The sequence below is a fragment of the Pseudomonas sp. HD6422 genome (genome assembly GCF_025377065.1).
GTDB classification, from domain to species: Bacteria; Pseudomonadota; Gammaproteobacteria; order Pseudomonadales; family Pseudomonadaceae; genus Aquipseudomonas; species Aquipseudomonas putida_U.
Window position 1 is genome coordinate 42219 of the sequence record NZ_JAHWIW010000008.1, and the last position, 26932, is coordinate 69150.

A 26932-nucleotide genomic window follows, 5' to 3' on the forward strand; every position below is an offset into this window, starting at 1 on the left:
GTAACAGAATGCGCGATTGCAGTGCGTTACCGGGAAACGTCGCTCAGTTCGATGACACAGCACAACCCAATGATCGCCAGCTCCACCAGCTGTTCGTTGTCGCTCAGGCGCAGGCAGTCATAACGGTCGAGGTCATCCACAGGCTGGCCGCCGACACTCAGTTGCAGCTGAGCCTGCCCGCTGAACACCAGCAAGGTGCTCGCGGCACTGAACAATCGGGTGCAGCCATTGAACCACTGCAGGCGTGCCCGGTAACGCTCCGGAGCATAGATGAGGTTGAAATCGCGAATCCGCCCACCCAGCAGGTGACAGCTCACCTGGCTGTGGCCATCGAAGGCGAACGCATCGAACGGTAACAATGGCCGCGATGCGACACCATCGACACTGAGGCGCATGCCGTCACCCTGCAACACCGTGATGATCCGCTGGTAGCCGGCGAAGCTGGAAAATCCGCCTGATGCTTCGATATCGGCAATGGAAAGCCGCCAGCCGAAACCGTCCAGACCATCCCCCGAATCGCGGGTGATCTCTTCCGTGAAACCGCCACCGTTCTTCCAAGGCATGCGCGGGTAATCCCGAGCGCGTAAGCACTGCAACTGGCTCATTTGCTGAAACGTCCTTCCAGGCGATGACGGGAACCGGGGTGGATCAACCGCGCAGCGGTCACCGGTAGACGACCCGACCAGGTACGGCGGCGGATCAGCAGGCAAGGCTCGCCACGCTCGATCTGCAGCAATTGGCACTCATCGGGGTCAGCGAGGATGGCCTCGACCACGTGCTCGCCTTCGGTCAGCGGTGCGACCTGGGACAGGTAGGCATAGGGAGTCTGGCGGGTGAAATCCTGCTTGAGGTAATCCGGGGCGATCGCCGCATTGACGTAGCGGTCCTCGATCTGCACCGGTACGCCATTCTCGTAATGCACGATCAACGAGTGGTACACCCGCTGACCTTCGCGCATGTCCAAGGCCAGCGCGCGCTCGGAGCCGGCCGCCTCTTCGGCGAGGGTGATGACCTGACAGCTATGCTGGTGGCCACGGGCGGCAATTTCGTCGGCGATGTTATGAACTTCGAATAGCGCCGAACGGGTCTTGGGTTCGGCGACGAAGGTACCCACGCCCTGCATGCGGATCAAGAGGCCCTCCGCGGTCAACTCGCGCAGCGCGCGGTTGATGGTCATGCGGCTGAAACCGAGCTCGCTGACCAGCTCGCTCTCCGAGGGAACCCGATGGTGTGGCGGCCAGCTGCCGTTTTCGATCTGCTGGATGATCATCTGCTTGACCCGCGCATACAGCGGCGCCGGCCCTTCGCCCATCTGGGCGACCAACGTGGAGACAGGAGGTGTCGGCACGGCGTTTGTCCTTGTGCGAATTGATTGAGCGGTAGCTTGCCGGAGTTTACCCGGCAGGCAAACGGCTGTATATGTATATACAAGCTAAACACCAACAGGATAGCCCGATGCCCGCCTACTTTGCCGAACGCGCCCTCCTGCCCAGCGGTTGGGCTCACGATGTCCGTCTGGAGGTAGCCGACAATGGCTATCTGACAGACGTGCGAGCCAATGCCAGCGCTGATGGCGCCGAGCGGTTGAGCGGACCGCTGCTGCCGGGCATGCCTAACCTGCATTCCCACGCCTTCCAACGTGCCATGGCAGGTCTGGCCGAGGTGGCGGGCAACCCCAACGACAGTTTCTGGACCTGGCGTGAGCTGATGTACCGGATGGTCGGCAAAGTCTCGCCGGAACAACTGCAGATCATCGCCCGCCAGCTCTATATCGAGATGCTCAAGGCCGGCTATACCTCGGTGGCCGAATTCCACTACGTCCATCATGATCCGACTGGAAAGGCCTATGCCGACCCAGCCGAGCTGTCCCGACGCATCAGTGCCGCCGCCGCTAGCAGCGGCATCGGCCTGACCTTGCTGCCGGTTCTGTACAGCCATGCAGGCTTTGGTGGCCAGGCTCCCAATGACGGCCAGCGCCGCTTCATCAACTCCACCGAACAGTATTTGAGCCTGCAGGCGCAGCTCGCCGCTCTCCTGGCAGCAGAACCCGCCCAACAGCTGGGCCTGTGCTTCCATTCCCTACGTGCGGTCACCCCAGAGCAGATCGACCATGTGCTGGCAGCAGTCAACCCGCACTGCCCTGTTCATATCCACATAGCCGAGCAACAAAAAGAAGTCGATGACTGCCTGGCCTGGAGCGGTCTGCGCCCGCTGCAGTGGTTATACGAGCACGTCAGCGTCGATCCGCGCTGGTGTCTGGTGCATGCCACCCACGCCAACTCCGCTGAAGTGACGGCCATGGCCCGCAGTGGCGCCGTCGCCGGCCTGTGCCTGACCACCGAGGCCAATCTGGGTGACGGTATCTTCCCGGCGGTGGACTACCTGGCTCAAGGTGGGCGATTTGGCATAGGTTCGGACAGCCATGTCTCGCTGAGCGTAGTGGAAGAGTTGCGCTGGCTGGAATACGGCCAGCGCCTGCGAGACCAGCGCCGCAACCGGCTGTATGGCGAGCACCAGCCCATGGTAGGACGCACGTTGTATGACGCAGCGCTGGACGGTGGAGCCCAGGCGTTGGGCCAACCCGTCGGTAGCCTGGCAGCGGGCAAGCGAGCTGACTGGCTCGTGCTGGACGGGCAGGACCCGTACATCGCAACCGCCGATGGCGACGGCATTCTGAACCGTTGGCTGTTCGCCGGGGGTGATCGCCAGGTGCGGGACGTAATGGTCAATGGACAGTGGGTCGTGCGCCAGGGGCACCATGCCCAGGAAGCGGAGAGCGCGCGGGCGTTCGCTGACGTATTACGGCAACTGCTGGGATGATGCGTTGAAATCGGCGGCCCTCTCGACAGCCAGCCTCCTGCGTCACGCCGGAGGCTGGCGATAAGGCTGATATCAATGCATCTGCACGATCTGCTTGTCGGGGGTGCGCCAGATCAGCCGGCTAGTGTCGTAGCCTTGCTGTCGGGCCTTGGACATCAGGCTCTCGCGCTCCCACGCCGGCATCGTCGGCGTGCGCGACAACAGCCACAGGTACTTGCGATCCGGGCTACCGACCACCGCCGTGCGGTAGTGCTCGTCGACGTAGAGGATCCAGTACTCGCCCTTGGCCACGCCCGGTACCAGGCGGGTGAACCAGTTGTCGAACTCGACCCATAACCTGTCGGTGTGCCCCGGCTCCTGGATGTTGGCATGGCCTTCGGCGCGCAACCACTCATCGCCCAGGGTGCGACAGCGATTGAGTACGCCGTAGGAACCATCCGGTTTGAGGTTGTAGTGCGCCTCGGACTGCGCGCAATCGGCCTGGTACTTCATTGGCAGGCGGGCCAGCTCGTACCATTTGCCCTGGTAACGCTTGAGGTCGACGTCACCGGCGGTCTTTGGCGCCAGCGGGTCGTTGGCGGAGGTCGCGCAGCCGCCCAGCAGCATCGCCAGGCACAACCCCAGCAACAGGTGCAGACGGGTCATTTGAGGCCCTGCCCGGAGTACATCAACACCTTGTCCGCGGCATATTGCACGCTGATGAAGCTCTTCTCGTCACCCCAGGTACAGCTGCTCATGCCCAGTGCGCCGGAGCATTCGGTAGGCGTGCCGAGCAGCTGCTCGACCTCGGCCTTGTTCATACCGGCCTTGAGCTTGGAATAGTTTTCCTGGTTGATCTTGCTGCAGGCAGTCAGGACGACGCACAAGGACAACAAGGCGAGAGAACGCAACGACATGAAGGGACACTCCTGGACAATAGCTACAGGCAAGTGGCCTGCAGTGACCTTCGACGAAAAAAACGGTCCCTGGTTCCCTACCCTCCCCCCTTTCGTTGTCAGCCGTTGGTCGGCTGGTACTGCGCAAACGATAAAGCTTTGCCCGGTTGGTGACGACACAGCGTGTACGCTGTGGCCCGTCGCCATGGCAACCCTCTAAGAAGTGCCTTGCGCAGACCAAGAAAATGACCAAGAACCTGAAGTTCAGCCACAAGATCCTGTTGGCCGCCGCCCTCGTGGTGGCCGTCGCCTTTAGCTGTTTCGTGCTGTTCAACGACTATCGTCAGCGTCAGTCGCTGCGCGATGACGTCCAGACCAACCTGCAAGACCTCGGCAGCCTCACCGCCGGCAACATCCGCAACTGGCTCGACAGCCGCATCCAGTTGGTCAATTCGCTGGCCGAGCAGGTCGCCGTGGACGGCCCTGGCAAGGCCAGCCTGGATCGCAGCCTGGCGTTGCCGGTGTACAGCCGCAATTTCCAGCTCACCTATTTCGGCGGCCAGGACGGCAGCATGCAGTCGGTGCCGGTGGGCAACCGCGCCGCCGACTACGACCCACGGGTGCGCGGCTGGTACAAGGCTGCCAGCGCCAGCAACCAGACCATCGTCACCGAACCCTATATTTCGGCATCGGCCGGCAAGCTGGTGATCACCCTGGCCACGCCGGTCCAGCAAGCGGGCCGGTTGATCGGCGTCAGCGGCGCCGACACCGACCTGCAGACCATCAGCAACCTGATCAACGCCTTGGACTTCGACGGCCACGGCCACGCCTTCATCGTCAACGGCGAAGGCAAGATCCTCATCCACCCCAAGGGCGAGTTGGCGCTCAAAGGCCTCGCCGATGCCTACCCGCAAGGCGCACCACGCATCGCCGGCGGGCTGCAGGAGGTCGCTGAAGGCGATCGTGAGCAGTTCATCAGTTTCACCCATGTGGACGGCGTGCCATCGGCAGACTGGTACGTAGCGCTGGTCCTGGACAAGGACGCCGCATTCGCCATGCTCGGCGAGCTGCGCACTTCGGCCATCGTCGCGACGCTGATCGCCGTGGTCGCGATCATCGCCTTGCTCGGCCTGCTGATTCGCGTGCTGATGGCCCCGCTGCACGTGATGGGCCGCGCCATGCACGATATCGCCGAGGGCGAAGGCGATCTCACCCGGCGCCTGACCATCCATGCCCAAGATGAATTCGGCAGTCTCGGCCAGTCGTTCAACCGCTTCGTCGAGCGCATCCACGAGTCGATCCGTGAAGTCGCCTCAGCCACCGGCCAGGTCAATGCCGTGGCCGCGCAGGTAGTGAGTGCGTCCAATGCCTCGATCGACAACGCCGACCAGCAGTCCAGCCGGACCAGCAGCGTGGCGGCGGCGATCAATCAGCTGGGTGCCGCCGCCCAGGAAATCGCCCAGAACGCGGCGCTGGCCTCGCAGCATTCGAGCGAGGCCCGTGGTCTGGCCGAAGATGGTCAGCAGGTGGTCGGTAATACCATCGAGGTGATGAACCAATTGTCGGCGCGCATCAGCGACGCCTGCGGCAATATCGAAACCCTCAATGCGCACACCGCCAATATCGGCCAGATCCTCGACGTGATCAGCGGCATCTCGCAGCAGACCAACCTGCTGGCGCTCAATGCCGCGATCGAGGCGGCGCGTGCCGGCGAAGCCGGACGCGGCTTCGCGGTGGTGGCGGACGAGGTGCGTAACCTGGCCCACCGCACCCAGGAATCGGCGCAGCAGGTGCAAAGTCTGATCGAAGAGCTGCAGGCCGGCGCGCAGACGGCGGTCAGTACCATGAACCAGAGCCGTCAGCACAGTGATCACAGCGTCGGCATCGCCAACCAGGCCGGACAACGCCTCGGCAGCGTCACTCAACGCATCGGCGAGATCGACGGCATGAACCAGTCGGTGGCGACGGCGACCGAGGAACAGACGGCCGTGGTCGAGTCGATCAATGTCGACATCAACGAGATCAATACCTTGAACCAGGAAGGTGTACTGAACCTGCAGAGCACCTTGCGTGCCTGCACCGACCTGGAGCGCCAGGCCGAGCGGTTGCAGCATCTGGTGGGCAGTTTCCGAATCTGAAACCACTGGGGCTGCTTTGCAGCCCCACTGGCACTAGAACCTGGATCCAGGCTCCAGGAGGAAATCCATCTCTTCGCTGGTGCTCGGGCGATTGAGCATCAGGTTGCGATGCGGGAAGCGCCCGAACCGGGCGATCACCCGCTGATGCTGCTCGGCGTAGTCGAGGAAGCCTTCGAACAAGCGCTTGTTGGCCTCGGGCTGCTCTTCGAGCAGCACCTGGTAACGCTCCACGCACAGGTTCTGCCAGTCGAGGACCTCGGCGTGCTCGAGCACCAGCAGCACGAACACCCGCTGGATCGGCAGCAGCTGGTAGTCCCAGGCCTTCTGCAACCCCTGCATGGCCACCACCTGGGCCCGCCGGTCGCCTTCGAAGGCGCGCGGGGTGTCGCGGTAGATCATGCGCGGCAACTGGTCCAACAGAATCAGCAGGCCCAGCCAGCCTTGCGGCGACTGTTGCCACTCGTCGAGCCCGCCCGCCAGGGCCTGTTCGACCAGCTCGCCAAACAGCGCCTGGGCCTCGGCATCGTGGTGCTTGCCGAACCATAGCGTGCTTTTCTCGTCAGCCACGGCCTGGGGACTGGTGCCCCAACCGAACCACCACTCCAGCAACGGCTGCCAAGGTGCGAGCATGACTTACTCCTTGTGGTAGGCGGTGACGCGCTCCACCTCTTCCTTCGAGCCGAGGATGACCGACACGCGCTGGTGCAGGCTGTCCGGCTGGATGTCGAGGATTCGCTCGTAACCGTTGGTGGATGCGCCGCCTGCCTGCTCGATGATGAACGACATCGGGTTGGCCTCGTACATCAGGCGCAGCTTGCCCGGCTTGCTCGGTTCACGGGCATCACGGGGATACATGAACAGGCCGCCACGGGTCAGGATGCGGTGCACGTCGGCCACCATCGAGGCGATCCAGCGCATGTTGTAGTTTTTCTTCAGCGGCCCGGTCTCACCGGCCAGCAGCTCGCCCACGTAGCGCTGTACCGGGGCTTCCCAGTGGCGCTGGTTGGACATGTTGATGGCGAACTCGGCGGTGGTTTCCGGAACGCGGATGTTCTCGTGGGTCAGGACGAAGCTGCCCAGCTCACGGTCCAGGGTGAAACCCTTGACGCCATTGCCCAGGGTCAGGATCAGCATGGTTTGTGGACCATAGATCGCATAACCGGCGGCGACCTGCTGGGTGCCTGGCTGGAGGAAGGCGTTTTCGTTGAGGGTTTCGTTCTGGCTCAGGTATTCGTTGGGGCAACGCAGGACCGAGAAGATGGTACCGACCGAGACGTTGACGTCGATGTTCGACGAACCATCCAGCGGGTCGAACACCAGCAGGTAGGCGCCTTTGGGGTATTTACCCGGAATCTGGTAGGCATTGTCCATTTCCTCGGAGGCCATGCCGGCCAGGTGGCCGCCCCACTCGTTGGCTTCGAGCAGGATGTCGTTGGAAATGACGTCGAGCTTCTTCTGGACTTCGCCCTGCACGTTTTCAGTGCCCATGCTGCCCAATACGCCGCCCAGGGCGCCCTTGGACACGTGGTGGCTGATTTCCTTGCACGCACGCGCCACCACTTCGATCAGGAAGCGCAGATCGGCAGGGGTATTGTTGCTGCGGGTCTGCTCAATCAGATAGCGACTCAGGGTAACGCGGGACATGTATGGCTCCGAAGGATAGGGGGAGAAAACCCCCGCAGTTTACAGGGAGAGTTGCAGGCTAGCGAGCAAAGAGACTCGAGTTCCTGCCGTGAGTTCAGCAGGTACCCGGTCAGCGGTCGGTTGGGGCTGCCTTGCCGGCGATGGGGCCATGGGTTGGCCCCGCCGCTCAATCCAGGGCTTTCCAGATCTCCCCGGCATACTCGCGAATGGTCCGGTCCGAAGAGAACCAGCCCATCCGTGCGGTGTTCAGCACTGCCATGCGCCACCACTCCTGAGGCCTGTGCCAGAGCTCCTCGACCCGGCACTGGGCGTCCCAGTAGGCCTCGAAATCGGCGCATACCAAGAAGCGGTCGTAGGCCACCAGTCCATCCACCAGCCCGGTGTAGCGCGCAGGATCATCCGGCGAGAACACCCCACTGCGGATCGCCTGCAGCACGTCGTTCAGGCGACTGGAGGCAGCGATGGCGGCACTGGCACCGAAGTCGCCCGCGCGCCGGCGCGCTTCCACCTGCTGCGCAGTGAGACCGAAGATGAACATGTTCTCGGCACCGACGTGCTCGCACATTTCCACGTTGGCACCGTCGAGGGTGCCGATGGTCAGCGCGCCGTTGAGGCCGAACTTCATGTTGCTGGTCCCCGAAGCCTCGTAGCCTGCCGTGGAGATCTGCTCGGACAGATCGGCCGCCGGAATGATGCTTTCGGCCAGACTGACGTTGTAATTGGGCAGGAACACCACCTTCAGCAGCCCACGCAGAGTCGGGTCGTTGTTGACTACCCGGGCGATGTCGTTGGCCAGCTTGATGATGAGCTTGGCCTGGTGATAACTGGCCGCAGCCTTGCCGGCGAAGATCTTCACCCGAGGCACCCAGTTGGCGCCGGGATCATTACGCATGGCCTGATACAGGGCCACGGTGTGCAACAGGTTGAGCAACTGACGCTTGTACTCGTGGATGCGTTTGACCTGCACGTCGAACAGCGCTTCCGGATTGACCGTGACGCCCAGGCGGTCCTGGATGATGCTGGCCAGTGCGCGCTTGCTGTGCAGACGTTGAGCGGCGAACTGCTTGCGGAAAGCCGCCTTGTCGGCGTATGGCACCAGGTTGACCAGCAACCGTTCGGGATCGTCCTTGAGTTCAGGCCCAAGCGCTTCGACGAGCATCTCGGTCAATTGCGCATTGGACTGGTACAGCCAGCGGCGGAAAGTGATGCCGTTGGTCTTGTTGTTGATCCGCGTCGGGTAGAGCTTGTGCAACTCGGCGAACACCGTGCTCTTCATCAACTTGCTGTGCAGCGCCGAGACCCCATTGACGCTGTGCGACCCCAGAAACGCCAGGTTGCCCATGCGTACCCGGCGACCGTTGTCTTCCTCGATCAGCGACACCGCGCGCAGCACGTCGAAGTCGTGCATGCCTTTCGCCCGCAAGGCGTCGATGTGGTAGGCGTTGATCAGGTAGATGATCTGCATGTGCCGCGGCAACATGCGTTCCATCAGTGCAACCGGCCAGGTTTCCAGGGCCTCGGGCAGCAAGGTGTGGTTGGTGTAGGCCAAGGTGCCGACGGTCAGCTCCCAGGCGGTATCCCAGGGAATTTCGTGCTGGTCGACCAGCAGGCGCATCAGTTCGGCCACGGCGATCGACGGGTGGGTGTCGTTCAATTGGATGGCCGCTGCATCCGGCAGGTTGAGCAGGTTGTCGTGCATGTTCAGGTGCCGCCGCAGCAAGTCCTGCAGCGAAGCCGAAACGAAGAAATACTCCTGGCGCAGACGCAACTCCTGGCCGGCCTCGGTACTGTCGGCTGGGTACAACACCCGTGAGATGCTCTCGGCGCGCGCCACCTCGGCCACCGCGCCCAGGTGGTCGCCGGCATTGAAGCGCTCAAGGTGGAGCTCTTCCAGGGCTCGCGCCCGCCATAGGCGCAGGGTGTTGACGCTGGAGCCACGCCAGCCCACCACCGGCGTGTCATAGGCCACTGCCCGCACCGTCTCGCCCGGCCACCACACCTGACGTTGCTGGCCGTGGGTATCGTGGACGGTCTCGACACTGCCACCGAAGCTGATCGGGTAAATCACCTCGGCCCGCTCGAACTCCCAGGGGTTGCCGAAGTCCAGCCAGTTCTCGGTCTGCTCCTGCTGCCAGCCATCGACCAGGGCCTGGCGGAACAGGCCATGCTCGTAGCGGATACCGTAGCCATGGGCAGCGATGCCCAGGGTCGACATGCTTTCCATGAAGCACGCAGCCAGCCGCCCCAACCCGCCATTGCCCAGCGCCGCGTCGGGTTCGAGCAGGCGGATGCGTTCGAGGTCGACGTCCAGGCCGTCGAGGGCCTCGCGGGCGATGTCCAGCAGGCCGAGATTGCTCAGGCTGTCGTAGAGCAGACGGCCAATGAGAAACTCCAGGGAAAGGTAATACACGCGCTTCTGGCTACGCCGGTAAGCCTGTCGGGTGTGATCCATCCAGTGATCGACCATGTGATCGCGCGCAGCCAGGGCAATGGCCTCGAACCAGTCATGGTCGAAGGCATGCTCGGGGTCCTTGCCGACCGCATAGGTCAGCTTGTCCAGTACAGCGGCGCGAAAATCGGCCACCTCGGCGTCACGTGCTTTAGGTTCCTGAGACATGCGGCATCCTCGGGCAAGTTGACGAATTCAGAGGGAGACTGTTCAGCCTAGACGCTTCGACCGAGGGCGACAGCCTGGGTTCGCGGTTTTCATCTGCCTTTACTTTCGGGCGGGGGCAATCGATCAAAAGGTTGTTCACAAATTGAACAACTCCGGTATGATCGCGCGCCCAAAGACCGTGATCCGCCCTATATAACGATGAAAACCACCCTGATCGCCGCCGCCGAAGTCGACCGCCTGGAGACCTGGCAGCGCTACGCCAGCCACATGTGCCACGGCTGCCATTCGACCTGTTGCACCCTGCCGGTGGAGGTGAAGATCAAGGATCTGATCCGCATTGGCGTGGTGGATGAGTTCGAAAAGGACGAGCCACCGAAGAACATCGCCAAACGCCTGCAGAAGGACGGCATCATCGAGCGCTTCAACCAGAAGTCGGGGATCTTCACCCTGACCCGGATGAGCAACGACGATTGCCTGTACCTGGATCGCAAGAGCCGGCTGTGCACCATCTACGACAAGCGTCCGGATACCTGCCGCAACCACCCCAAGGTCGGGCCGCGACCGGGGTATTGTGCTTACAAACCGAAGGTGGTTGGCCGTTGACGGTCCCACCCAGACCCAATAGACTTTCACCTGTCTCGATGTACACGGAGCTTCCGTCAGGAAGTGTCTAGACGCCGCCACTTGGTTCCGGCCGTGCCGGTTGATGGGATTTTTCCCTAAGGGCATCCGCGATACGACCTCCTTCATTGGGGGTTTCGTATTTTTACGGACTGCTATCGCCTCACAGGCCGTCGAATCGGCTCATTTCTCAGTTTTTTCAGCATCAGCAACCAGCCTTTGATTTTCTCGTGCCGCTTCTGCGCCGTAGGCCGACTCGAAGGATGGCTAGGGTCACACCGCGCCCTTGACGGCATTGCCGTGGAGCGTAGCGGCAACCTGCATTGATATCCGTTGCTTAGCGGGGCTCCCACAGATACCCGCTGGGCCGCGTACTACCTCAGCGCCCTGGCAAAGGCCTTAATGGACGACGCCGAGCTGGGCATGACAGGCTGAGCATTCCCGCAGACAAACAAAAACGCCCCCGGCCTTTCGACCGGGGGCGTTTTCATTCAGCCTGAGCTAACTCAGTTCTTGGCTTTCTTGGCAGCGCGGGTACGCTCGCCTTCGTCCAGGATCTTCTTGCGCAGACGGATCGACTTCGGCGTGACTTCGCACAGCTCGTCGTCCTGGATGAATTCCAGGGCCTGTTCCAGGGTGTGACGAACTGGCGGTACCAGGGCGATGACTTCGTCCTTGCCCGAAGCACGCATGTTGTCGAGCTTCTTGCCTTTGGTCGGGTTCACGCCCAGGTCGTTGTCACGGCTGTTCAGACCGATGATCTGACCGTTGTAGATCTCCTGGCCGTGTTCAACGAACAGCTTGCCACGCGCCTGCAAGGTTTCCAGCGAGTAGGTCAGTGCCTTGCCGGTCTCGACCGAAACCAGTACGCCGTTGAGGCGGCCGGACATCTGGCCCGACTTCATGGTGTCGTAGCGATCGAAGATCGAGGTCAGGATGCCTGCACCGTTGGTCAGGGTCAGGAATTGGTTACGGAAACCGATCAGACCACGGGCTGGAATGTTGTATTCCAGGCGAACACGGCCCTTGCCATCCGGCACCATGTTGGTCAGGTCGCCTTTACGCAGGCCCATCTCTTCCATGACCTTGCCCTGGGAGTCTTCAGGGATGTCGATGGTGACGTTCTCGAACGGCTCCTGCTTGACGCCGTCGACTTCGCGGATGATCACTTCAGGACGGCCCACGGCCATCTCGAAGCCTTCGCGACGCATGGTTTCGATCAGCACCGACAGGTGCAGCTCACCACGGCCCGAGACCTTGAACTTGTCAGGGGAGTCGGTTTCCTGAACACGCAGAGCAACGTTGTACAGCAGCTCCTTGTCCAGGCGGTCCTTGATGTTACGGCTGGTGACGAACTTGCCTTCTTTACCGCAGAACGGCGAATCGTTGACCTGGAAGGTCATGGAAACGGTCGGCTCGTCAACGGTCAGCGGCTTCATCGCTTCCACCGCATCCGGGGCGCACAGGGTGTCGGAAATGAACAGCTCGTCGAAACCGCTGATGCAGACGATGTCGCCAGCTTGGGCTTCTTCGACGTCGACACGGTGCAGGCCGTGGTGGCCCATCAGCTTGAGGATACGACCGTTACGCTTCTTGCCGTTGGTGTCGATGGCGACGACCGGGGTGTTCGGCTTGACGCGACCACGGGCGATACGGCCAACGCCGATAACACCGAGGAAGCTGTTGTAGTCCAGTGCGGAGATCTGCATCTGGAACGGACCGTCACGGTCAACGCTCGGTGCCGGTACGTTGTCGACGATCGACTGGTACAGCGCGGTCATGTCTTCGCCCATGTCAGTGTGGTCCAGACCGGCGATGCCGTTCAGGGCCGAGGCGTAGACGACTTTGAAGTCCAGCTGTTCATCGGTGGCGCCGAGGTTGTCGAACAGATCGAAGATCTGGTCCAGAACCCAGTCAGGACGCGCGCCCGGGCGGTCGACCTTGTTGATCACGACGATCGGCTTGAGGCCGGCTTCGAAGGCCTTCTTGGTCACGAAGCGGGTTTGCGGCATCGGGCCGTCTTGAGCGTCGACCAGCAGCAGCACGGAGTCGACCATCGACATTACACGCTCGACCTCGCCACCGAAGTCGGCGTGGCCGGGGGTGTCGACGATGTTGATGTGGTAGCCGTTCCAGTTGATGGCGGTGTTCTTCGCCAGAATGGTAATGCCGCGCTCTTTTTCCTGGTCGTTGGAGTCCATCACGCGCTCGTCGTTGAGCTCGTTACGCTCCAGGGTGCCGGACTGGCGCAGGAGTTTGTCGACCAGGGTGGTTTTACCATGGTCAACGTGGGCGATGATGGCGATGTTACGCAGATTTTCGATCACAACTGTATCTCGATCAGAGGATTCGGTTGCCACCTAGTCTAGGCGGCCAATATGTACTGTTTAAGGCTCAGCGGGCCCGGCGGTCGGGAGGGCGATGGCGAATACTGCCGCCATACAACCCCGGCGTCTTATGTCGGACGATAAACACGCACATTGGCATGTCCCTCACTGAGCAGGTGGTGTGCGTGCAAACGGCTCATCACACCCTTGTCGCAATACAGCAGGTACTGGCGATTGGCATCCAGGTGCTTGAACTTGCTGTTGATCGCGTAGAACGGCATGGCCTGGACTTCGATGCCCTCGAGCACCAGGGGTTCGTCCTCCTGGGCATCGGGATGGCGGATGTCGATGACGATCTGGCCGGGCAGGGCCTCCCCCACTTCCTCGATCTCGATGTCCTTGCCCAGTTCGTCGATCACATGGTCGATGGAGATCAGCTTGGCGCGCTCCAGGGCGCGCTCCAGCACCTGCATGTCGAACTGCTTCTCTTCGTGCTCCATGCGGTGGCGCTTGGCGTGGGTGGTCGGATTCACCGAGATCACCCCACAGTATTCGGGCATATGCTTGGCGAAATCGGCGGTGCCGATCGCGTAGGCCTGGTCGATGATGTCCTGCTTGTGGCTGGCCAGCAGCGGGCGCAGGACCAGCTTGTCGGTAGCTGAATCGATGATCGACAGGTTCGGCAGGGTCTGGCTGGACACCTGGGAAATCGCCTCGCCGGTGACCAGCGCGTCGATCTCCAGGCGGTCGGCCATGCGTGCAGCGGCGCGCAGCATCATGCGCTTGAGGGTCACGCCCATGTAGCTGTTGTCGACCTTGCCCAGGATCTCGCCGACCACTTCCTCGAACGGCACGCTGATGAACAGCACGCGCTGGCTGCTGCCGAACTTCTTCCACAGGTAGTGGGCCACTTCCATCACGCCCAACTCGTGGGCACGGCCACCGAGGTTGAAGAAGCAGAAGTGGGTCATGAGGCCACGGCGCATCATCTGGTAGGCCGCCACGGTGGAGTCGAAGCCACCGGACATCAATACCAGGGTCTGCTCCAGGGCGCCCAGCGGGTAGCCACCGATGCCCTGGTGCTGGTTGTGGATCACGTACAGGCGCTGGTCGCGAATCTCGATACGCACCATGACTTCCGGCGCTTTCAGGTCGATGCCGGCGGCACCGCACTGCTGGCGCAACTGGCTGCCGACATAGCGGTCGACGTCCATCGAGGTGAAGTCGTGGTGACCGCCACGCTTGCAGCGCACGGCGAAGCGCTTGCCGGCCAGCAGGTGACCGAAGTGCTGCTTGCACTTGGCGACGATGTCGTCGAAGTCGCCCAGCGGGTATTCCTCGACCTGCAGGAAGTGGGTGATACCTGGGGTGCAGGTGAGCCGCTCGATCATCTCGCGCTGGACCTTCTCGTCCTCGACGCGGGTGACCACTTCGAGGTTGTCCCAGACACCATCGACCGCGAGCTCGGGATCGAGATCCTTGAGCACGACGCGGATGTTCTTGCCGAGCTGACGGATGAAGCGCTTGCGCACCGGCCGGCTCTTGATGGTGATTTCTGGGAAGACTTTGACGATAAGTTTCATTGGGTTAACAGCGCGCGCAGGGCCTGCCGAAAATGAGGGGCGCGAATTATAGCGGAAATTGCTCAGGTTTTGACCAACTTTTGGTCAGGGCGTTTGAGACGGGGGCCAAGGGCGGGTTTGTCGTGGCCGGTGAGATCGAGCGCCGCCCGCGCGGCGCTCGATCTCGGGCGCACCACAAAAACCACGACTCGCACACATTTGGTGCGCACCCACCAATAAACGCATTCAAAAGGTGCACTTTTTCACGCCGGACCCTGCCCAAATGCCCGCAAACGCCCCCTTTTATCCCGCCCTCGCCATTTTCGGGCACTGGCATGCAATTTGCTCCCTTGTGAGGCAGGTAAGCTTGGCCGACTATCCGCGCCCGGCAACACCCTTTTTCCAGGGCAGCGGCTCACCGCGCTCTCGTTCATCCGGAGGACAACATGTCGAAGTCGGTTCAACTCATCAAAGATCATGACGTCAAGTGGATTGATCTGCGTTTCACGGACACCAAAGGCAAGCAGCACCACGTCACCATGCCGGCTCGCGACGCGCTGGAAGACGACTTCTTCGAAGCAGGCAAGATGTTCGACGGCTCGTCGATCGAAGGCTGGAAAGGCATCGAAGCCTCCGACATGATCCTGCTGCCGGATGATTCCTCCGCCGTGCTGGACCCGTTCACCGAAGAGCCGACCCTGATCCTGGTCTGCGACGTGATCGAGCCGTCCACCATGCAAGGCTACGACCGCGACCCACGCGCCATCGCCAAGCGTGCCGAAGAGTTCCTGAAGTCCACCGGTATCGGTGACACCGTCTTCGTAGGCCCGGAGCCAGAGTTCTTCATCTTCGACCAGGTCAAGTTCAAGTCGGACATCTCCGGCTCGATGTTCAAGATCTACTCCGAGCAAGGCTCCTGGATGACCGACCAGGACGTCGAAGGCGGCAACAAGGGCCACCGCCCTGCCGTCAAAGGCGGCTACTTCCCGGTTCCGCCGTGCGACCACGACCACGAAATCCGTACCGCCATGTGCAACGCCATGGAAGAGATGGGCCTGGTCGTCGAAGTTCACCACCACGAAGTGGCGACTGCCGGCCAGAACGAGATCGGCGTGAAGTTCAACACCCTGGTCACCAAGGCTGACGAAGTCCAGACCCTGAAGTACTGCGTGCACAACGTAGCCGATGCCTACGGCAAGACCGCTACCTTCATGCCGAAGCCACTGTACGGCGACAACGGCTCGGGCATGCACGTCCACATGTCGATCTCCAAAGACGGCAAGAACACCTTCTCGGGTGAAGGCTATGCCGGCCTGTCCGATACCGCCCTGTACTTCATCGGCGGCATCATCAAGCACGGTAAGGCCCTGAACGGCTTCACCAACCCGGCCACCAACTCCTACAAGCGTCTGGTACCTGGCTTCGAAGCTCCGGTCATGCTGGCCTACTCGGCCCGTAACCGTTCGGCCTCGATCCGTATCCCTTACGTTTCCAGCCCGAAAGCCCGCCGCATCGAAGCGCGCTTCCCGGACCCGGCTGCCAACCCGTACCTGTGCTTCGCCGCACTGCTGATGGCCGGCCTGGACGGTATCCAGAACAAGATCCACCCAGGCGATGCCGCCGACAAGAACCTGTACGACCTGCCGCCTGAAGAGGCCAAGGAAATCCCACAGGTTTGCGGTAGCCTGAAAGAAGCCCTGGAAGAGCTGGACAAGGGCCGTGCCTTCCTGACCAAGGGCGGCGTGTTCTCCGACGACTTCATCGATGCCTACATCGAGCTGAAGTCGGAAGAAGAAATCAAGGTCCGCACCTTCGTTCACCCGCTGGAATACGACCTGTACTACAGCGTGTAAGTGAAATAGATCGGGCTTAACCGCTCGCTCAAGGAAAAGGCCTCCCTCGGGAGGCCTTTTTCGTTCAGCAAAGTCAGCTCCAGCCGGCATTCGGTGACAGACAAACCACGCAGGGTAAGCGCTCATCTTCAAGGAGCCCCCTGCATCATGCGTCCCCCCCTCCTCGCCGTCCTTGCCATCACCACTCTCCTGGCCGGTTGCGGCAAAGCACCTGACAAATCCGACCAGGTAAATGCCGAGCTTCTGCTAAGCACCACCGCCAGCTGGGATGGCACGCCCTATCAGCACTACCCCGAAGGCAAGCCCATGCTGTCCCTGATGAAAGTGAGCGTACCGGCCAACACCAGCCTGGACTGGCACTGCCACCCGTCCTTCAGCCTCGGCTACCTGCTGGCCGGAAAATTCGAGGTCGAAACCACAACAGGTAAACGGATAACGCTATCAGCCGGCGACAGCCTGGCTGAGGTCGTCGACGAGGTCCACCGGGGGCATACAGCGGCTGAACCCGCCACGATCATCATGTTCCACGCGGGCATCGAACACCTCCCGCTCTCCGTTCCCCAGGCCCACTGCGAGCGAGCGACGATGCCCGGCGACGTGCCGATGGACATCGGTGCGGGCCACCAGCCAACCAGGCCATAACGGTCGACCCGCCTATGCTCTATATTGGTGCACATAAAAGGCCGATGCCTTCCAGTGCACCCCAAAAAGGGTCATAAGGATCGTCGCTTCAGAAAATTCTGATCCGTATTTGCGCAGTTGCAGGCCTTTATCGGCAATTTCCGCTTCTTTTCGGAGCCTTGGTTTGTTTCTTGCATTTTCCAGGTATCAGCGGATCCACTGCGCGCCCGGCCCTGCCCCATGCATTGCCAGGCGGGCGCCAAAAGAGGTCAACGACGCCTTATGACCATCAGCGATGCACAGCACCGTCTGCTCCTGGACAACCTGACCACCGCCACGCTACTGCTCAATGGCGAACTGCGCCTTGAGTACATGAATCCCGCTGCAGAGATGCTTCTGGCCGTCAGCGGCCAGCGCAGTCACGGGCAGTTCATCAGCGAGTTGTTCACCGAATCCACCGAGGCGCTGAACTCGCTGCGCCAGGCGGTGGAGCAAGCGCACCCGTTCACCAAGCGCGAAGCGCAACTGACTTCGCTGACCGGGCAGACGATCACCGTCGACTATGCCGTGACCCCAATCCTGCACCTGGGCAACACCCTGTTGCTGCTGGAGGTACACCCCCGTGACCGGCTGCTGCGCATCACCAAGGAAGAAGCCCAGCTGAGCAAGCAGGAAACCACCAAAATGCTGGTGCGTGGCCTGGCCCACGAAATCAAGAACCCGCTCGGCGGCATCCGCGGTGCGGCCCAACTGCTCGCCCGAGAGTTGCCCGACGACGGCTTGCGCGACTACACCAATGTGATCATCGAAGAGGCCGACCGCCTGCGCAACCTGGTCGACCGCATGCTCGGCTCGAACAAGCTGCCATCACTGGCGATGACCAACATCCATGAAGTGCTGGAGCGCGTCTGCAGTCTGGTCGAAGCCGAAAGCCAAGGTTGCATCACTTTGGTGCGCGACTATGACCCCAGCCTGCCGGACGTGTTGATCGACCGCGAACAGATGATCCAGGCGGTGCTGAACATCGTGCGCAACGCCATGCAGGCCATCAGTTCGCAGAACGAACTGCGCCTGGGCCGCATCACCCTGCGCAGCCGCGCGGTTCGCCAGTTCACCATCGGCCATGTGCGCCACCGCCTGGTGGCCCGTGTCGAGATCATCGACAACGGCCCAGGCATTCCTGCGGAACTGCAGGACACCCTCTTCTATCCCATGGTCAGCGGGCGCCCGGACGGCACCGGGCTCGGCCTGGCCATTACCCAGAACATCATCAGCCAGCACCAGGGCCTGATCGAGTGTGAAAGCCACGCAGGGCACACCGCCTTCTCGATCTTCCTGCCTCTGGAACAAGGAGCCACCGCCTCATGAGCCGAAGTGAAACCGTATGGATCGTCGATGATGATCGCTCCATCCGCTGGGTACTGGAAAAAGCCCTGCAACAGGAGGGCATGACCACCCAGAGCTTCGACAGCGCCGACGGCGTGATGGGCCGACTGGCCCGGCAACAGCCCGACGTGATCATTTCCGACATTCGCATGCCCGGCGCCAGCGGCCTCGACCTGCTGGCCCAGATCCGCGAGCAGCATCCACGCCTGCCGGTCATCATCATGACCGCGCATTCTGACCTGGACAGCGCCGTAGCCTCCTATCAGGGCGGCGCGTTCGAGTACCTGCCCAAGCCGTTCGACGTGGACGAAGCGGTGTCGCTGGTCAAGCGTGCCAACCAGCACGCCCAGGAACAGCAAGGCCTGGATGTGCCGCAGAATCTCACACGCACGCCGGAAATCATCGGCGAAGCACCGGCAATGCAGGAGGTGTTTCGCGCCATCGGTCGCCTCAGCCACTCCAACATCACCGTGTTGATCAACGGCGAATCCGGTACCGGCAAGGAGCTGGTGGCGCACGCCCTGCACCGCCACAGCCCGCGCTCGGCATCGCCGTTCATCGCCCTGAACATGGCGGCCATTCCGAAGGACCTGATGGAGTCGGAGCTGTTCGGCCACGAGAAAGGCGCGTTCACCGGCGCGGCCAACCTGCGCCGCGGTCGCTTCGAACAGGCCGATGGCGGAACGCTGTTCCTCGACGAGATCGGCGACATGCCGGCCGATACCCAGACCCGACTGCTGCGCGTGCTGGCCGATGGCGAATTCTATCGCGTCGGTGGCCATATCCCAGTCAAGGTCGACGTGCGCATCATCGCCGCCACTCACCAGAACCTCGAATCGCTGGTACAGGCCGGCAAGTTCCGGGAAGACTTGTTCCACCGCCTGAACGTCATCCGGATCCACATCCCACGCCTGGCCGATCGTCGCGAGGACATTCCGGCGCTGGCCCGGCACTTCCTCGGCCGTGCGGCACAGGAACTGGCAGTCGAGCCAAAGTTGTTGAAGCCGGAAACTGAAGAATTCATCCGCAACCTGCCCTGGCCTGGAAACGTGCGCCAGCTGGAAAACACCTGTCGCTGGATCACGGTGATGGCCTCCAGTCGTGAAGTGCTGATCGGCGATCTACCTCCCGAGTTGCTCAACCTGCCACAGGATGCGGCACCGGTCACCAATTGGGAACAAGCCTTGCGTCAGTGGGCCGACCAGGCCCTGGCCCGGGGCCAATCGAACCTGCTCGACAGCGCGGTGCCCAGCTTCGAACGGATCATGATCGAGACCGCCCTCAAGCACACGGCTGGACGTCGGCGCGACGCGGCGTTGCTGCTGGGCTGGGGGCGCAATACCCTGACCCGCAAGATCAAGGAGTTGGGGATGAACGTCGATGGTGGGGATGATGACGAGGGTGACGATCACTGACCATCGTTCGAACCGTCGAGACCCTGGGGCCGCTTTGCGGCCTCAGTCATTTCTGCCTTGCGGTGCACCGATGTTGTGCTCAACGCACCCTGCGAAGGCATAAATCCCCTCAAAACCCGGCCAAAATACCCCGAAACGCCTTATTTGCGGGGTTTTCAAACTTGGCACGCCACCTGCAATAACCAATGTAACTCCAGTTTTGGGGGCCTCGGTACAGGCAGGCCGGGTGAACCCCCCTTTTGTTCGCGGTATTGCTGTTTTGGGGACCTCGGTACAGGCAGGCCGGGAAATCCCCTCTTTTATTCGTGCAGCCTCACCTGCACACGCCAACGCCCAGCGTCCTCTGCACCGGCCCAATCGCCGTGCAGGGGACGCGCGGCAACCACCGTCAGCAACAACCCTTCCTTGCTCTTGCGCAGTTGCCATGCAACCGGCCTCCCCCCCAGGTCGAGCTGGCCGCGCTGCACCTTGCCCTCGGCCTCGAAGAGCAGTGCCACCGTTCCTTCCACGTTTTCGCCGTGCAGCTTGGGTTCTTCGTTGAACCACAGGTCCAGGCCATCCTGCACCACCGCTATTCGTTCCAGCACCCGTTCTTCTGGGGCCGTCAGACGACCGATCATCAGCCCCACCAGCATCCCGAAGATCGCCAGAGAAAACAGCACACGCGGCCAAGCCTTCGAACGCTCGTCCGGTTCGAGGGTAGAATGCTCGTCATCTTCACGCTTGGAGCCGTGCATGTTTCACGTCATCCTTTTTCAACCTGAAATTCCGCCGAACACCGGCAACATCATCCGCCTTTGCGCCAACAGCGGTTGCGACCTGCACCTGATCGAGCCGATCAGTTTCGAGCTGGACGACAAGCGCCTGCGCCGCGCCGGGCTGGACTATCACGAGTATGCCACGCTCAAGCGCCACGAAAGCTTGGCCGGATGCCTGGAAAGCCTGGGCAATCCGCGCCTGTTCGCCTTCACCACCAAGGGCTCGCACCCCTTCCACGAAACCGCCTACCAACCGGGGGATGCCTTCCTCTTCGGGCCAGAGAGCCGCGGCCTCCCCGCCGAGGTGCTGGACAGCCTGCCGGCGGAGCAACGTCTGCGCCTGCCGATGCGGCCCGGCTGCCGCAGCCTGAACCTGTCCAATACCGTGGCGGTGACGGTGTACGAGGCGTGGCGGCAGAACGGGTTTGCCGGGAGTTGATCCATCGTCTGCCCGCGAAAAGGCCGGCCCAGGCAACAAAAAAGCGCCCCGAAAGGCGCTTTTCTCATTGCCGTAGCAATCACTGCACGGTCGGTGCTTCGCCAGCTTCCTGCATGCGCTGCATTTCTTGCGCGTACAGGGCGTCGAAGTTGACCGGCGACAGCATCAGTGCCGGGAACGAACCACGGGTCACCAGGCTGTCCAGGGTTTCGCGGGCATAGGGGAACAGGATGTTCGGGCAGAACGCACCGAGGGTGTGGCTCATCGAAGCCGCGTCGAGGTTCTTGATCAGGAAGATACCCGCCTGCTGCACTTCGGCGATGAAGGCCACTTCGTCAGCATTCTTGACGGTAACCGACAGGGTCAGGACCACTTCGTGGAAATCACCTTCCAGGGCCTTTTGCTTGGTGTTCAGGTCCAGCGCGACGCTCGGCTCCCACTGCTGGCGGAAGATCTGCGGGCTCTTCGGCGCCTCGAACGACAGGTCACGCACGTAGATGCGCTGCATGGAGAACTGTGGGCTGTTGTCTTCTTCGGTAGCAGCGCCGTTGGTCTGTTGGTCAGTCATGGCAGATCCTTATCCTAATGTTGTTCAATGCAGAAAATCAGGCCGCCAGCAGCGCGTCGAGCTTACCGGCACGCTCCAGGGCATAGAGGTCATCGCATCCACCGACATGCGTACTGCCGATCCAGATCTGCGGCACCGACGTACGACCGGCCTTCTGGCTCATCTCGGCACGCACCTGCGGTTTGCCGTCGACCTTGATTTCCTCGAACGCCACGCCCTTGCTCTCGAGCAGGTATTTGGCGCGCATGCAGTAGGGGCAATAGTCGCTGGAGTAGACGATGACTGGCTTCATATCACTTCACCAAAGGCAGGTTGTCGGCTTTCCAGCTGGACACACCACCGCTGAGCTTGGCAGCGGTGTAACCAGCCTTTAGCAGCTCGCGGCAGAGCGTGCCGGACTGCTGGCCCATCGCGTCGACGACGATCAGGGTCTTCTCTTTGTGCTTTTCCAGCTCGGCCATGCGGTTGACCAGCTTGTCCTGGGGGATGTTCAGCGCACCGACGATGTGGCCGGCGGAGTATTCCTTGGCCGGGCGGATATCGATGACCACGGCCTTGTCGGCGTTGACCAGTGCGGTCAGCTGGCCATTGCTCAGGCTCTGGCCGCCACGGCGGACTTCATTGACGAGCAGCAGGATCAGCAGAACAACGAAAATCGCGACCAGGATGTAGTGATCTGTCGCGAATTGAATCAGGTGAGCAACCATCAGCGGTGTTCCAGGCGATTGAAAATGCCGGCCAGTATACACAGCACCCCAGTACCACCAAAGCCCGACGGGCGGGCGGCAACGGTACCTTCATGTTGCCAGGTCGCCCGCGCTGGTCGGACGAGCGGACGAATATTCGCCGCTGATGGCGTATTTGCCCTAAAATGCGTGTCTTTATCATCTTTGAACAACCGTGAGTTTGATTGATGACGAGTACGCCCAAACCCCTGGTCCTGATCATCCTGGATGGATTCGGCCATAGCGAAAGCCCCGAATACAATGCCATCTATGCCGCCAATACACCGGTCTACGACCGCCTGCGCGCCACCCAGCCGCATGGCCTGATTTCCGGTTCCGGGATGGATGTCGGCTTGCCGGACGGGCAAATGGGCAACTCCGAAGTCGGTCACATGAACCTCGGCGCCGGTCGCGTCGTCTACCAGGACTTCACCCGGGTGACCAAGGCCATCCGTGACGGTGAGTTCTTCCACAACCCGGTGCTCACCGGGGCGGTGGACAAGGCCGCCGGTGCCGGCAAGGCCGTGCACATCCTTGGCCTGCTCTCCGACGGCGGCGTGCACAGCCACCAGGATCACCTGGTCGCCATGGCCGAACTGGCGGCGCAACGTGGCGCCGAAAAAATCTACCTGCACGCCTTCCTCGATGGCCGCGACACCCCGCCACGCAGCGCCCAGTCGTCCATCGAACTGCTCGACGCGACCTTCGCCAAGCTCGGCAAAGGCCGCATCGCCAGCCTGATCGGTCGCTACTACGCGATGGACCGCGATAACCGCTGGGACCGCGTCAGCGCCGCCTACAACCTGATCGTCGACAGCGTTGCCGACTATAGCGCCGACACCGCACTGGCCGGCCTCGAAGCGGCCTACGCGCGTGATGAAAGCGATGAGTTCGTCAAGGCCACGCGCATCGGCGAAGCCGTCAAGGTCGAAGACGGCGATGCCGTGATCTTCATGAACTTCCGCGCCGACCGAGCGCGCGAGCTGTCGCGCGTGTTCGTCGAGCCCGACTTCAACGAGTTCCCACGCGCCCGTCTGCCGAAGCTGGCAGCCTACATCGGCCTGACCCAGTACTCGGCCAAGATCCCGGCCCCGGCGGCGTTCGCCCCGGCCAGCCTGAACAATGTACTCGGTGAGTACCTGGCGAAAAACGGCAAGACCCAGTTGCGCATCGCCGAAACCGAGAAGTACGCCCACGTCACCTTCTTCTTCTCCGGCGGACGTGAAGAGCCCTTCGAAGGCGAAGAGCGCATCCTGATCCCGTCGCCGAAGGTCGCCACCTATGACCTGCAGCCGGAGATGAGCGCGCCGGAGGTCACCGACCGCATCGTCGAGGCTATCGAGCAGCAGCGCTACGATGTGATCGTGGTCAACTACGCCAACGGCGACATGGTCGGCCATACCGGCGTGTTCGAGGCCGCGGTGAAGGCCGTCGAGGCCCTGGATGGTTGTGTCGGCCGCATCGTCGCAGCGCTGGACAAGGTCGGCGGCGAAGCGCTGATCACCGCCGACCACGGCAACGTCGAACAGATGGAAGACGAATGCACCGGCCAGGCGCACACCGCGCACACCACCGAGCCGGTACCGTTCATCTATGTCGGCAAACGCAAAGTGCAGGTCCGCGAAGGCGGTGTGCTGGCCGACGTGGCACCGACCATGCTCAAGCTGCTGGGGCTGGAAAAACCGGCCGAGATGACCGGCACCTCGATCCTGGTAGACGCCTGAATCCTCGGGCAGGGGCCGCGCTGCGGCCCCCGTTGTCGATGAATTCCAGACAAACGCCCCGCAGCAGCCACAGCGAGGCGTTTTTTTTGCCAGCCCAGGCGGGCATACTAGGTCGGTCTCCATCCTCGGTACCCCCAACCCCATGCTTCGCGCCCTGATCCTCCTCGCCCTGTCATGCCTGCTCAGTCCGGCCTTCGCCGACGAGCGCGCACAGACCCAGCAACAACTGGAAGCCACCCGCCAGGACATCGCCGAGCTCAAGAAAACCTTGGGCAAGCTCCAGGAAGAGAAGTCCGGCGTGCAAAAGGACCTCAAGGCCACCGAAACCGACATCGGCAACCTCGAGAAGCAGGTGGAGGCGTTGCAGCAAGAGTTAAAAAAGACCGAGGGCGAGCTGGAGCGCCTTGATACCGAGAAAAAAAAACTCCAGAGCGCCCGCGTTGAACAACAGCGACTGATCGCCATCCAGGCCCGCTCGGCCTACCAGAATGGCCGCGAGGAATACCTCAAGCTCCTGCTCAACCAGCAGAATCCCGAGAAGTTCGCCCGCACCCTCACCTATTACGATTACCTGAGCAAGGCGCGCCTGGAGCAACTGCGCGCCTTCAACGAGACCCTGCGCCAGCTGGCCAACGTCGAACAGGACATCGGTCGTCACCAGGAAGAGCTCCTGACCCAGCGCGCCGACCTCGACAGCCGCCGCCAGGCGCTCGACGCCGAACGAAGCAAACGCCAGCAGGTACTGGCCAAGCTCAACAGCGACATGAAGAGCAGTGACCAGAAGCTGCAGGCCCGTCAGCAGGATCAGGCCGAGTTGGCCAAAGTCCTCAAGACCATCGAGGAAACCCTTGCCCGCCAGGCCCGCGAAGCCGAGGAGGCTCGCAAGAAGGCCCTGCTCGCCCAGCAGGAAGCGGAAAAGCGCCGCCAGCAGCAAGCCCTGGCGGCCCGCGACGCGGCCGATACCGAGCCGCCGAAGAAGGCCCGGACCACCCTCGGCCCACTGGTATCCAGCGACGGTGCGAGCTATGGCGGCGCATTTTCTGCTGCCCGCGGAAAACTTCCATGGCCCGTCAATGGTCGATTGCTGGCACGCTTCGGTGAAGCCCGTGGCAGCGACTCCCGCGCCAAGTGGGACGGGGTGATGATCAGCGCCAGCCCGGGCACCCAGGTGCATGCCGTGCATGGCGGGCGCGTGGTGTTCGCCGACTGGTTGCGCGGCGCTGGACTTCTGGTCATTCTCGACCATGGCAACGGTTACCTGAGCCTGTACGGCCACAACCAGAGCCTGCTCAAGAGCGCCGGTGACATCGTCAAGGCCGGCGAAGCCATCTCCACCGTTGGCGACAGCGGTGGTCAGGACAGCGCAGGCTTGTACTTCGCCATTCGCCAGCAGGGCCGGCCGACCGATCCTGCGCAATGGTGCCGAGGCTAAATCCACTTTATCCGGCATGGCGCCTGACGCTACGCCGTTGCTCCGCAGGGAGCGCCTACAGGATCAGGAGTTCGTTCGACATGCTGCACTCGCCTCGCCTCACCCAGCTGGCCCTGACCATCGCCCTCGTGGTCGGTGCGCCTCTGGCCATCGCCGCCGAACCGGCCGTGGTCAAGCCTGCCGCAGCGCCGGCAACCGAGGCCGCCAAGGCGCCGCTGCCGTTGGAAGAGCTGCGTACCTTCGCCGAGGTCATGGACCGCATCAAGGCGGCCTATGTCGAGCCTGTGGATGACAAGACCCTGCTGGAAAATGCCATCAAGGGCATGCTCAGCAACCTTGACCCGCACTCGGCCTACCTGGGCCCCGAGGACTTCCAGGAGCTGCAGGAAAGCACCAGCGGCGAATTCGGCGGCCTGGGCATCGAAGTGGGCCAGGAGGACGGCTTCATCAAGGTGGTCTCGCCCATCGACGACACGCCGGCCTCGCGTGCCGGCATCCAGGCCGGCGACCTGATCGTCAAGATCAATGGTGCCCCGACCCGTGGCCAGACCATGACCGAGGCGGTCGACAAGATGCGCGGCAAGGTCGGTGAGAAAATCACTCTGACCCTGGTGCGCGACGGTGGCACTCCGTTCGATGTGACCCTCGCCCGCGCCGTCATCCAGGTCAAGAGCGTGAAGAGTCAGCTGCTGGAGAACGACTACGGCTACATCCGTATCACCCAGTTCCAGGTCAAGACCGGCGAGGAAGTCGGCAAGGCCCTGGCCAAGCTGCGCAAGGACAACGGCAAGAAGCTGCGCGGGATCGTCCTCGACCTGCGCAACAACCCCGGCGGTGTATTGCAGTCGGCGGTGGAAGTGGCCGATCACTTCCTGACCAAAGGCCTGATCGTGTACACCAAGGGCCGTATCGCCAACTCCGAGTTGCGCTTCTCTGCCGACCCCGCCGACGCCAGCGAAGGCGTGCCGCTGGTGGTACTGATCAACGGTGGCAGTGCTTCCGCTTCGGAAATCGTCGCCGGCGCCCTGCAGGACCAGAAGCGCGCCGTCCTGATGGGTACCGACAGCTTCGGCAAAGGCTCGGTGCAGACCGTGCTGCCACTGGCCAATGACCGGGCGCTGAAACTCACCACCGCGCTGTACTTCACCCCGAACGGTCGCTCGATTCAGGCCCAGGGCATCGTGCCCGATATCGAGGTACGCCCGGCCAAGCTGACCGCCGAGGTCGACACCGAGAACTTCAAGGAAGCCGACCTGCAGGGTCACCTCGGCAACGGCAATGGCGGCGCCGATCGCCCAACCGGCAGCAGCAAGCGCAAGGAACGCCCACAGGACGACGACTTCCAGCTGAGCCAGGCCTTGAGCCTGCTCAAGGGCCTCAACATCACCAAGGGGAATTGACCCCACC

General features: G+C 62.2%; 24 protein-coding genes and 1 pseudogene. 12 read left to right on the forward strand and 13 right to left on the reverse strand.

Annotated elements, in window-relative coordinates:
• Window positions 1–26 precede the first annotated feature (26 nt).
• Together KY379_RS07450 and hutC are read right to left on the reverse strand one after the other, a co-directional pair.
• A complete protein-coding gene (locus tag KY379_RS07450; protein ID WP_261239551.1) occupies window positions 27–605 on the reverse strand; it encodes a HutD family protein in 579 nt (192 codons plus the stop codon).
• Window positions 602–1312 carry a histidine utilization repressor gene (gene hutC / locus KY379_RS07455; protein WP_196171388.1) on the reverse strand — a complete coding sequence of 237 codons (711 nt, stop codon included), beginning with the start codon at window positions 1310–1312 and terminating at the stop codon, window positions 602–604. The genes KY379_RS07450 and hutC overlap by 4 nt, the downstream gene beginning before the upstream one ends.
• Window positions 1313–1455: 143 nt before the next feature.
• On the opposite strand from hutC, the gene KY379_RS07460 reads away from it, so the two are divergent.
• Window positions 1456–2820, forward strand: coding sequence for a formimidoylglutamate deiminase (locus KY379_RS07460; protein WP_261239552.1), 1365 nt, complete (start codon window positions 1456–1458; stop codon window positions 2818–2820).
• 72 nt (window positions 2821–2892) lie between these two features.
• Here KY379_RS07460 and KY379_RS07465 read toward each other — a convergent pair whose 3' ends face one another.
• Together KY379_RS07465 and bamE are read right to left on the reverse strand one after the other, a co-directional pair.
• Window positions 2893–3465: a lipocalin family protein gene (locus KY379_RS07465; protein ID WP_133324917.1), complete on the reverse strand. Its 573-nt coding sequence runs from the start codon at window positions 3463–3465 to the stop codon at window positions 2893–2895.
• Window positions 3462–3716 (reverse strand): outer membrane protein assembly factor BamE, encoded by a 255-nt coding sequence (gene bamE / locus KY379_RS07470; protein ID WP_079230016.1) that lies wholly within the window; start codon window positions 3714–3716, stop codon window positions 3462–3464. The genes KY379_RS07465 and bamE overlap by 4 nt, the downstream gene beginning before the upstream one ends.
• Before the next feature lie 224 nt (window positions 3717–3940).
• Between bamE and KY379_RS27365 the strand changes: the two are divergent.
• Window positions 3941–4978 (forward strand): annotated as a pseudogene (locus KY379_RS27365) (cache and HAMP domain-containing protein); the annotation flags it as partial.
• A 129-nt stretch (window positions 4979–5107) separates the two neighbouring features.
• The gene (locus KY379_RS27370; RefSeq protein ID WP_409977265.1) at window positions 5108–5833 is read left to right on the forward strand and encodes a methyl-accepting chemotaxis protein; all 726 of its coding nucleotides are present in this window, start codon (window positions 5108–5110) and stop codon (window positions 5831–5833) included.
• Between the two features lie 33 nt (window positions 5834–5866).
• Here the strand turns inward: KY379_RS27370 and KY379_RS07480 are convergent, their stop codons facing one another.
• The 3 genes from KY379_RS07480 to KY379_RS07490 all read right to left on the reverse strand — a co-directional run bounded on the left by KY379_RS07480 (window position 5867) and on the right by KY379_RS07490 (window position 10094).
• A complete protein-coding gene (locus KY379_RS07480) occupies window positions 5867–6463 on the reverse strand; it encodes a DUF924 family protein (protein WP_133324921.1) in 597 nt (198 codons plus the stop codon).
• 3 nt (window positions 6464–6466) lie between these two features.
• On the reverse strand, window positions 6467–7477 hold the full coding sequence (locus KY379_RS07485; RefSeq protein WP_133324923.1) for a class 1 fructose-bisphosphatase: 1011 nt from the start codon (window positions 7475–7477) through the stop codon (window positions 6467–6469).
• Between the two features lie 166 nt (window positions 7478–7643).
• On the reverse strand, window positions 7644–10094 hold the full coding sequence (locus tag KY379_RS07490; protein WP_133324925.1) for a glycogen/starch/alpha-glucan phosphorylase: 2451 nt from the start codon (window positions 10092–10094) through the stop codon (window positions 7644–7646).
• 198 nt (window positions 10095–10292) lie between these two features.
• Here KY379_RS07490 and KY379_RS07495 point away from each other — a divergent pair, with 198 nt between their 5' ends.
• Window positions 10293–10697, forward strand: coding sequence for a YkgJ family cysteine cluster protein (locus KY379_RS07495; protein WP_261239553.1), 405 nt, complete (start codon window positions 10293–10295; stop codon window positions 10695–10697).
• Window positions 10698–11221: 524 nt separating this feature from the next.
• Here KY379_RS07495 and typA read toward each other — a convergent pair.
• Together typA and thiI are read right to left on the reverse strand one after the other, a co-directional pair.
• Window positions 11222–13042, reverse strand: coding sequence for a translational GTPase TypA (typA, locus tag KY379_RS07505; protein WP_261239554.1), 1821 nt, complete (start codon window positions 13040–13042; stop codon window positions 11222–11224).
• A gap of 128 nt (window positions 13043–13170) precedes the next feature.
• Complete coding sequence (gene thiI / locus KY379_RS07510; protein ID WP_133324931.1) at window positions 13171–14625, reverse strand: tRNA uracil 4-sulfurtransferase ThiI; 1455 nt, start codon at window positions 14623–14625, stop codon at window positions 13171–13173.
• Between the two features lie 425 nt (window positions 14626–15050).
• On the opposite strand from thiI, the gene glnA reads away from it, so the two are divergent.
• The 4 genes from glnA to ntrC all read left to right on the forward strand — a co-directional run bounded on the left by glnA (window position 15051) and on the right by ntrC (window position 19879).
• Window positions 15051–16457, forward strand: a complete 1407-nt coding sequence (glnA, locus tag KY379_RS07515) for a glutamate--ammonia ligase (protein WP_038411143.1) — start codon at window positions 15051–15053, stop codon at window positions 16455–16457.
• Between the two features lie 147 nt (window positions 16458–16604).
• Window positions 16605–17099: a cupin domain-containing protein gene (locus tag KY379_RS07520; protein ID WP_261239555.1), complete on the forward strand. Its 495-nt coding sequence runs from the start codon at window positions 16605–16607 to the stop codon at window positions 17097–17099.
• A 261-nt stretch (window positions 17100–17360) separates the two neighbouring features.
• On the forward strand, window positions 17361–18446 hold the full coding sequence (gene glnL, locus KY379_RS07525; RefSeq protein WP_133324935.1) for a nitrogen regulation protein NR(II): 1086 nt from the start codon (window positions 17361–17363) through the stop codon (window positions 18444–18446).
• On the forward strand, window positions 18443–19879 hold the full coding sequence (gene ntrC, locus KY379_RS07530) for a nitrogen regulation protein NR(I) (protein WP_261239556.1): 1437 nt from the start codon (window positions 18443–18445) through the stop codon (window positions 19877–19879). The genes glnL and ntrC overlap by 4 nt, the downstream gene beginning before the upstream one ends.
• Before the next feature lie 299 nt (window positions 19880–20178).
• Here ntrC and KY379_RS07535 read toward each other — a convergent pair whose 3' ends face one another.
• On the reverse strand, window positions 20179–20616 hold the full coding sequence (locus KY379_RS07535; protein ID WP_196171347.1) for a hypothetical protein: 438 nt from the start codon (window positions 20614–20616) through the stop codon (window positions 20179–20181).
• Here KY379_RS07535 and trmL point away from each other — a divergent pair.
• Window positions 20615–21076, forward strand: a complete 462-nt coding sequence (gene trmL, locus KY379_RS07540) for a tRNA (uridine(34)/cytosine(34)/5-carboxymethylaminomethyluridine(34)-2'-O)-methyltransferase TrmL (protein ID WP_136916989.1) — start codon at window positions 20615–20617, stop codon at window positions 21074–21076. The genes KY379_RS07535 and trmL overlap by 2 nt on opposite strands.
• A gap of 79 nt (window positions 21077–21155) precedes the next feature.
• On the opposite strand, the gene secB is transcribed toward trmL, so the two are convergent.
• Genes secB through KY379_RS07555 form a run of 3 tightly spaced genes read right to left on the reverse strand, consistent with a single transcriptional unit; the run spans window position 21156 to window position 22351 of the window.
• A complete protein-coding gene (gene secB / locus KY379_RS07545; RefSeq protein WP_133324943.1) occupies window positions 21156–21644 on the reverse strand; it encodes a protein-export chaperone SecB in 489 nt (162 codons plus the stop codon).
• Window positions 21645–21681: 37 nt separating this feature from the next.
• Window positions 21682–21936 carry a glutaredoxin 3 gene (gene grxC / locus KY379_RS07550; RefSeq protein WP_003249204.1) on the reverse strand — a complete coding sequence of 85 codons (255 nt, stop codon included), beginning with the start codon at window positions 21934–21936 and terminating at the stop codon, window positions 21682–21684.
• A 1-nt stretch (window position 21937) separates the two neighbouring features.
• Window positions 21938–22351: a rhodanese-like domain-containing protein gene (locus KY379_RS07555; protein ID WP_133324945.1), complete on the reverse strand. Its 414-nt coding sequence runs from the start codon at window positions 22349–22351 to the stop codon at window positions 21938–21940.
• 206 nt (window positions 22352–22557) lie between these two features.
• Here KY379_RS07555 and gpmI point away from each other — a divergent pair, with 206 nt between their 5' ends.
• The 3 genes from gpmI (at window position 22558) to KY379_RS07570 (ending at window position 26925) form a co-directional block, all read left to right on the forward strand.
• Complete coding sequence (gene gpmI / locus KY379_RS07560; protein WP_133324947.1) at window positions 22558–24093, forward strand: 2,3-bisphosphoglycerate-independent phosphoglycerate mutase; 1536 nt, start codon at window positions 22558–22560, stop codon at window positions 24091–24093.
• A 142-nt stretch (window positions 24094–24235) separates the two neighbouring features.
• Window positions 24236–25525: a murein hydrolase activator EnvC family protein gene (locus KY379_RS07565; RefSeq protein WP_133324949.1), complete on the forward strand. Its 1290-nt coding sequence runs from the start codon at window positions 24236–24238 to the stop codon at window positions 25523–25525.
• Window positions 25526–25605: 80 nt separating this feature from the next.
• Window positions 25606–26925, forward strand: coding sequence for a S41 family peptidase (locus tag KY379_RS07570; protein ID WP_133324951.1), 1320 nt, complete (start codon window positions 25606–25608; stop codon window positions 26923–26925).
• The last annotated feature ends 7 nt before the right edge of the window (window positions 26926–26932 follow it).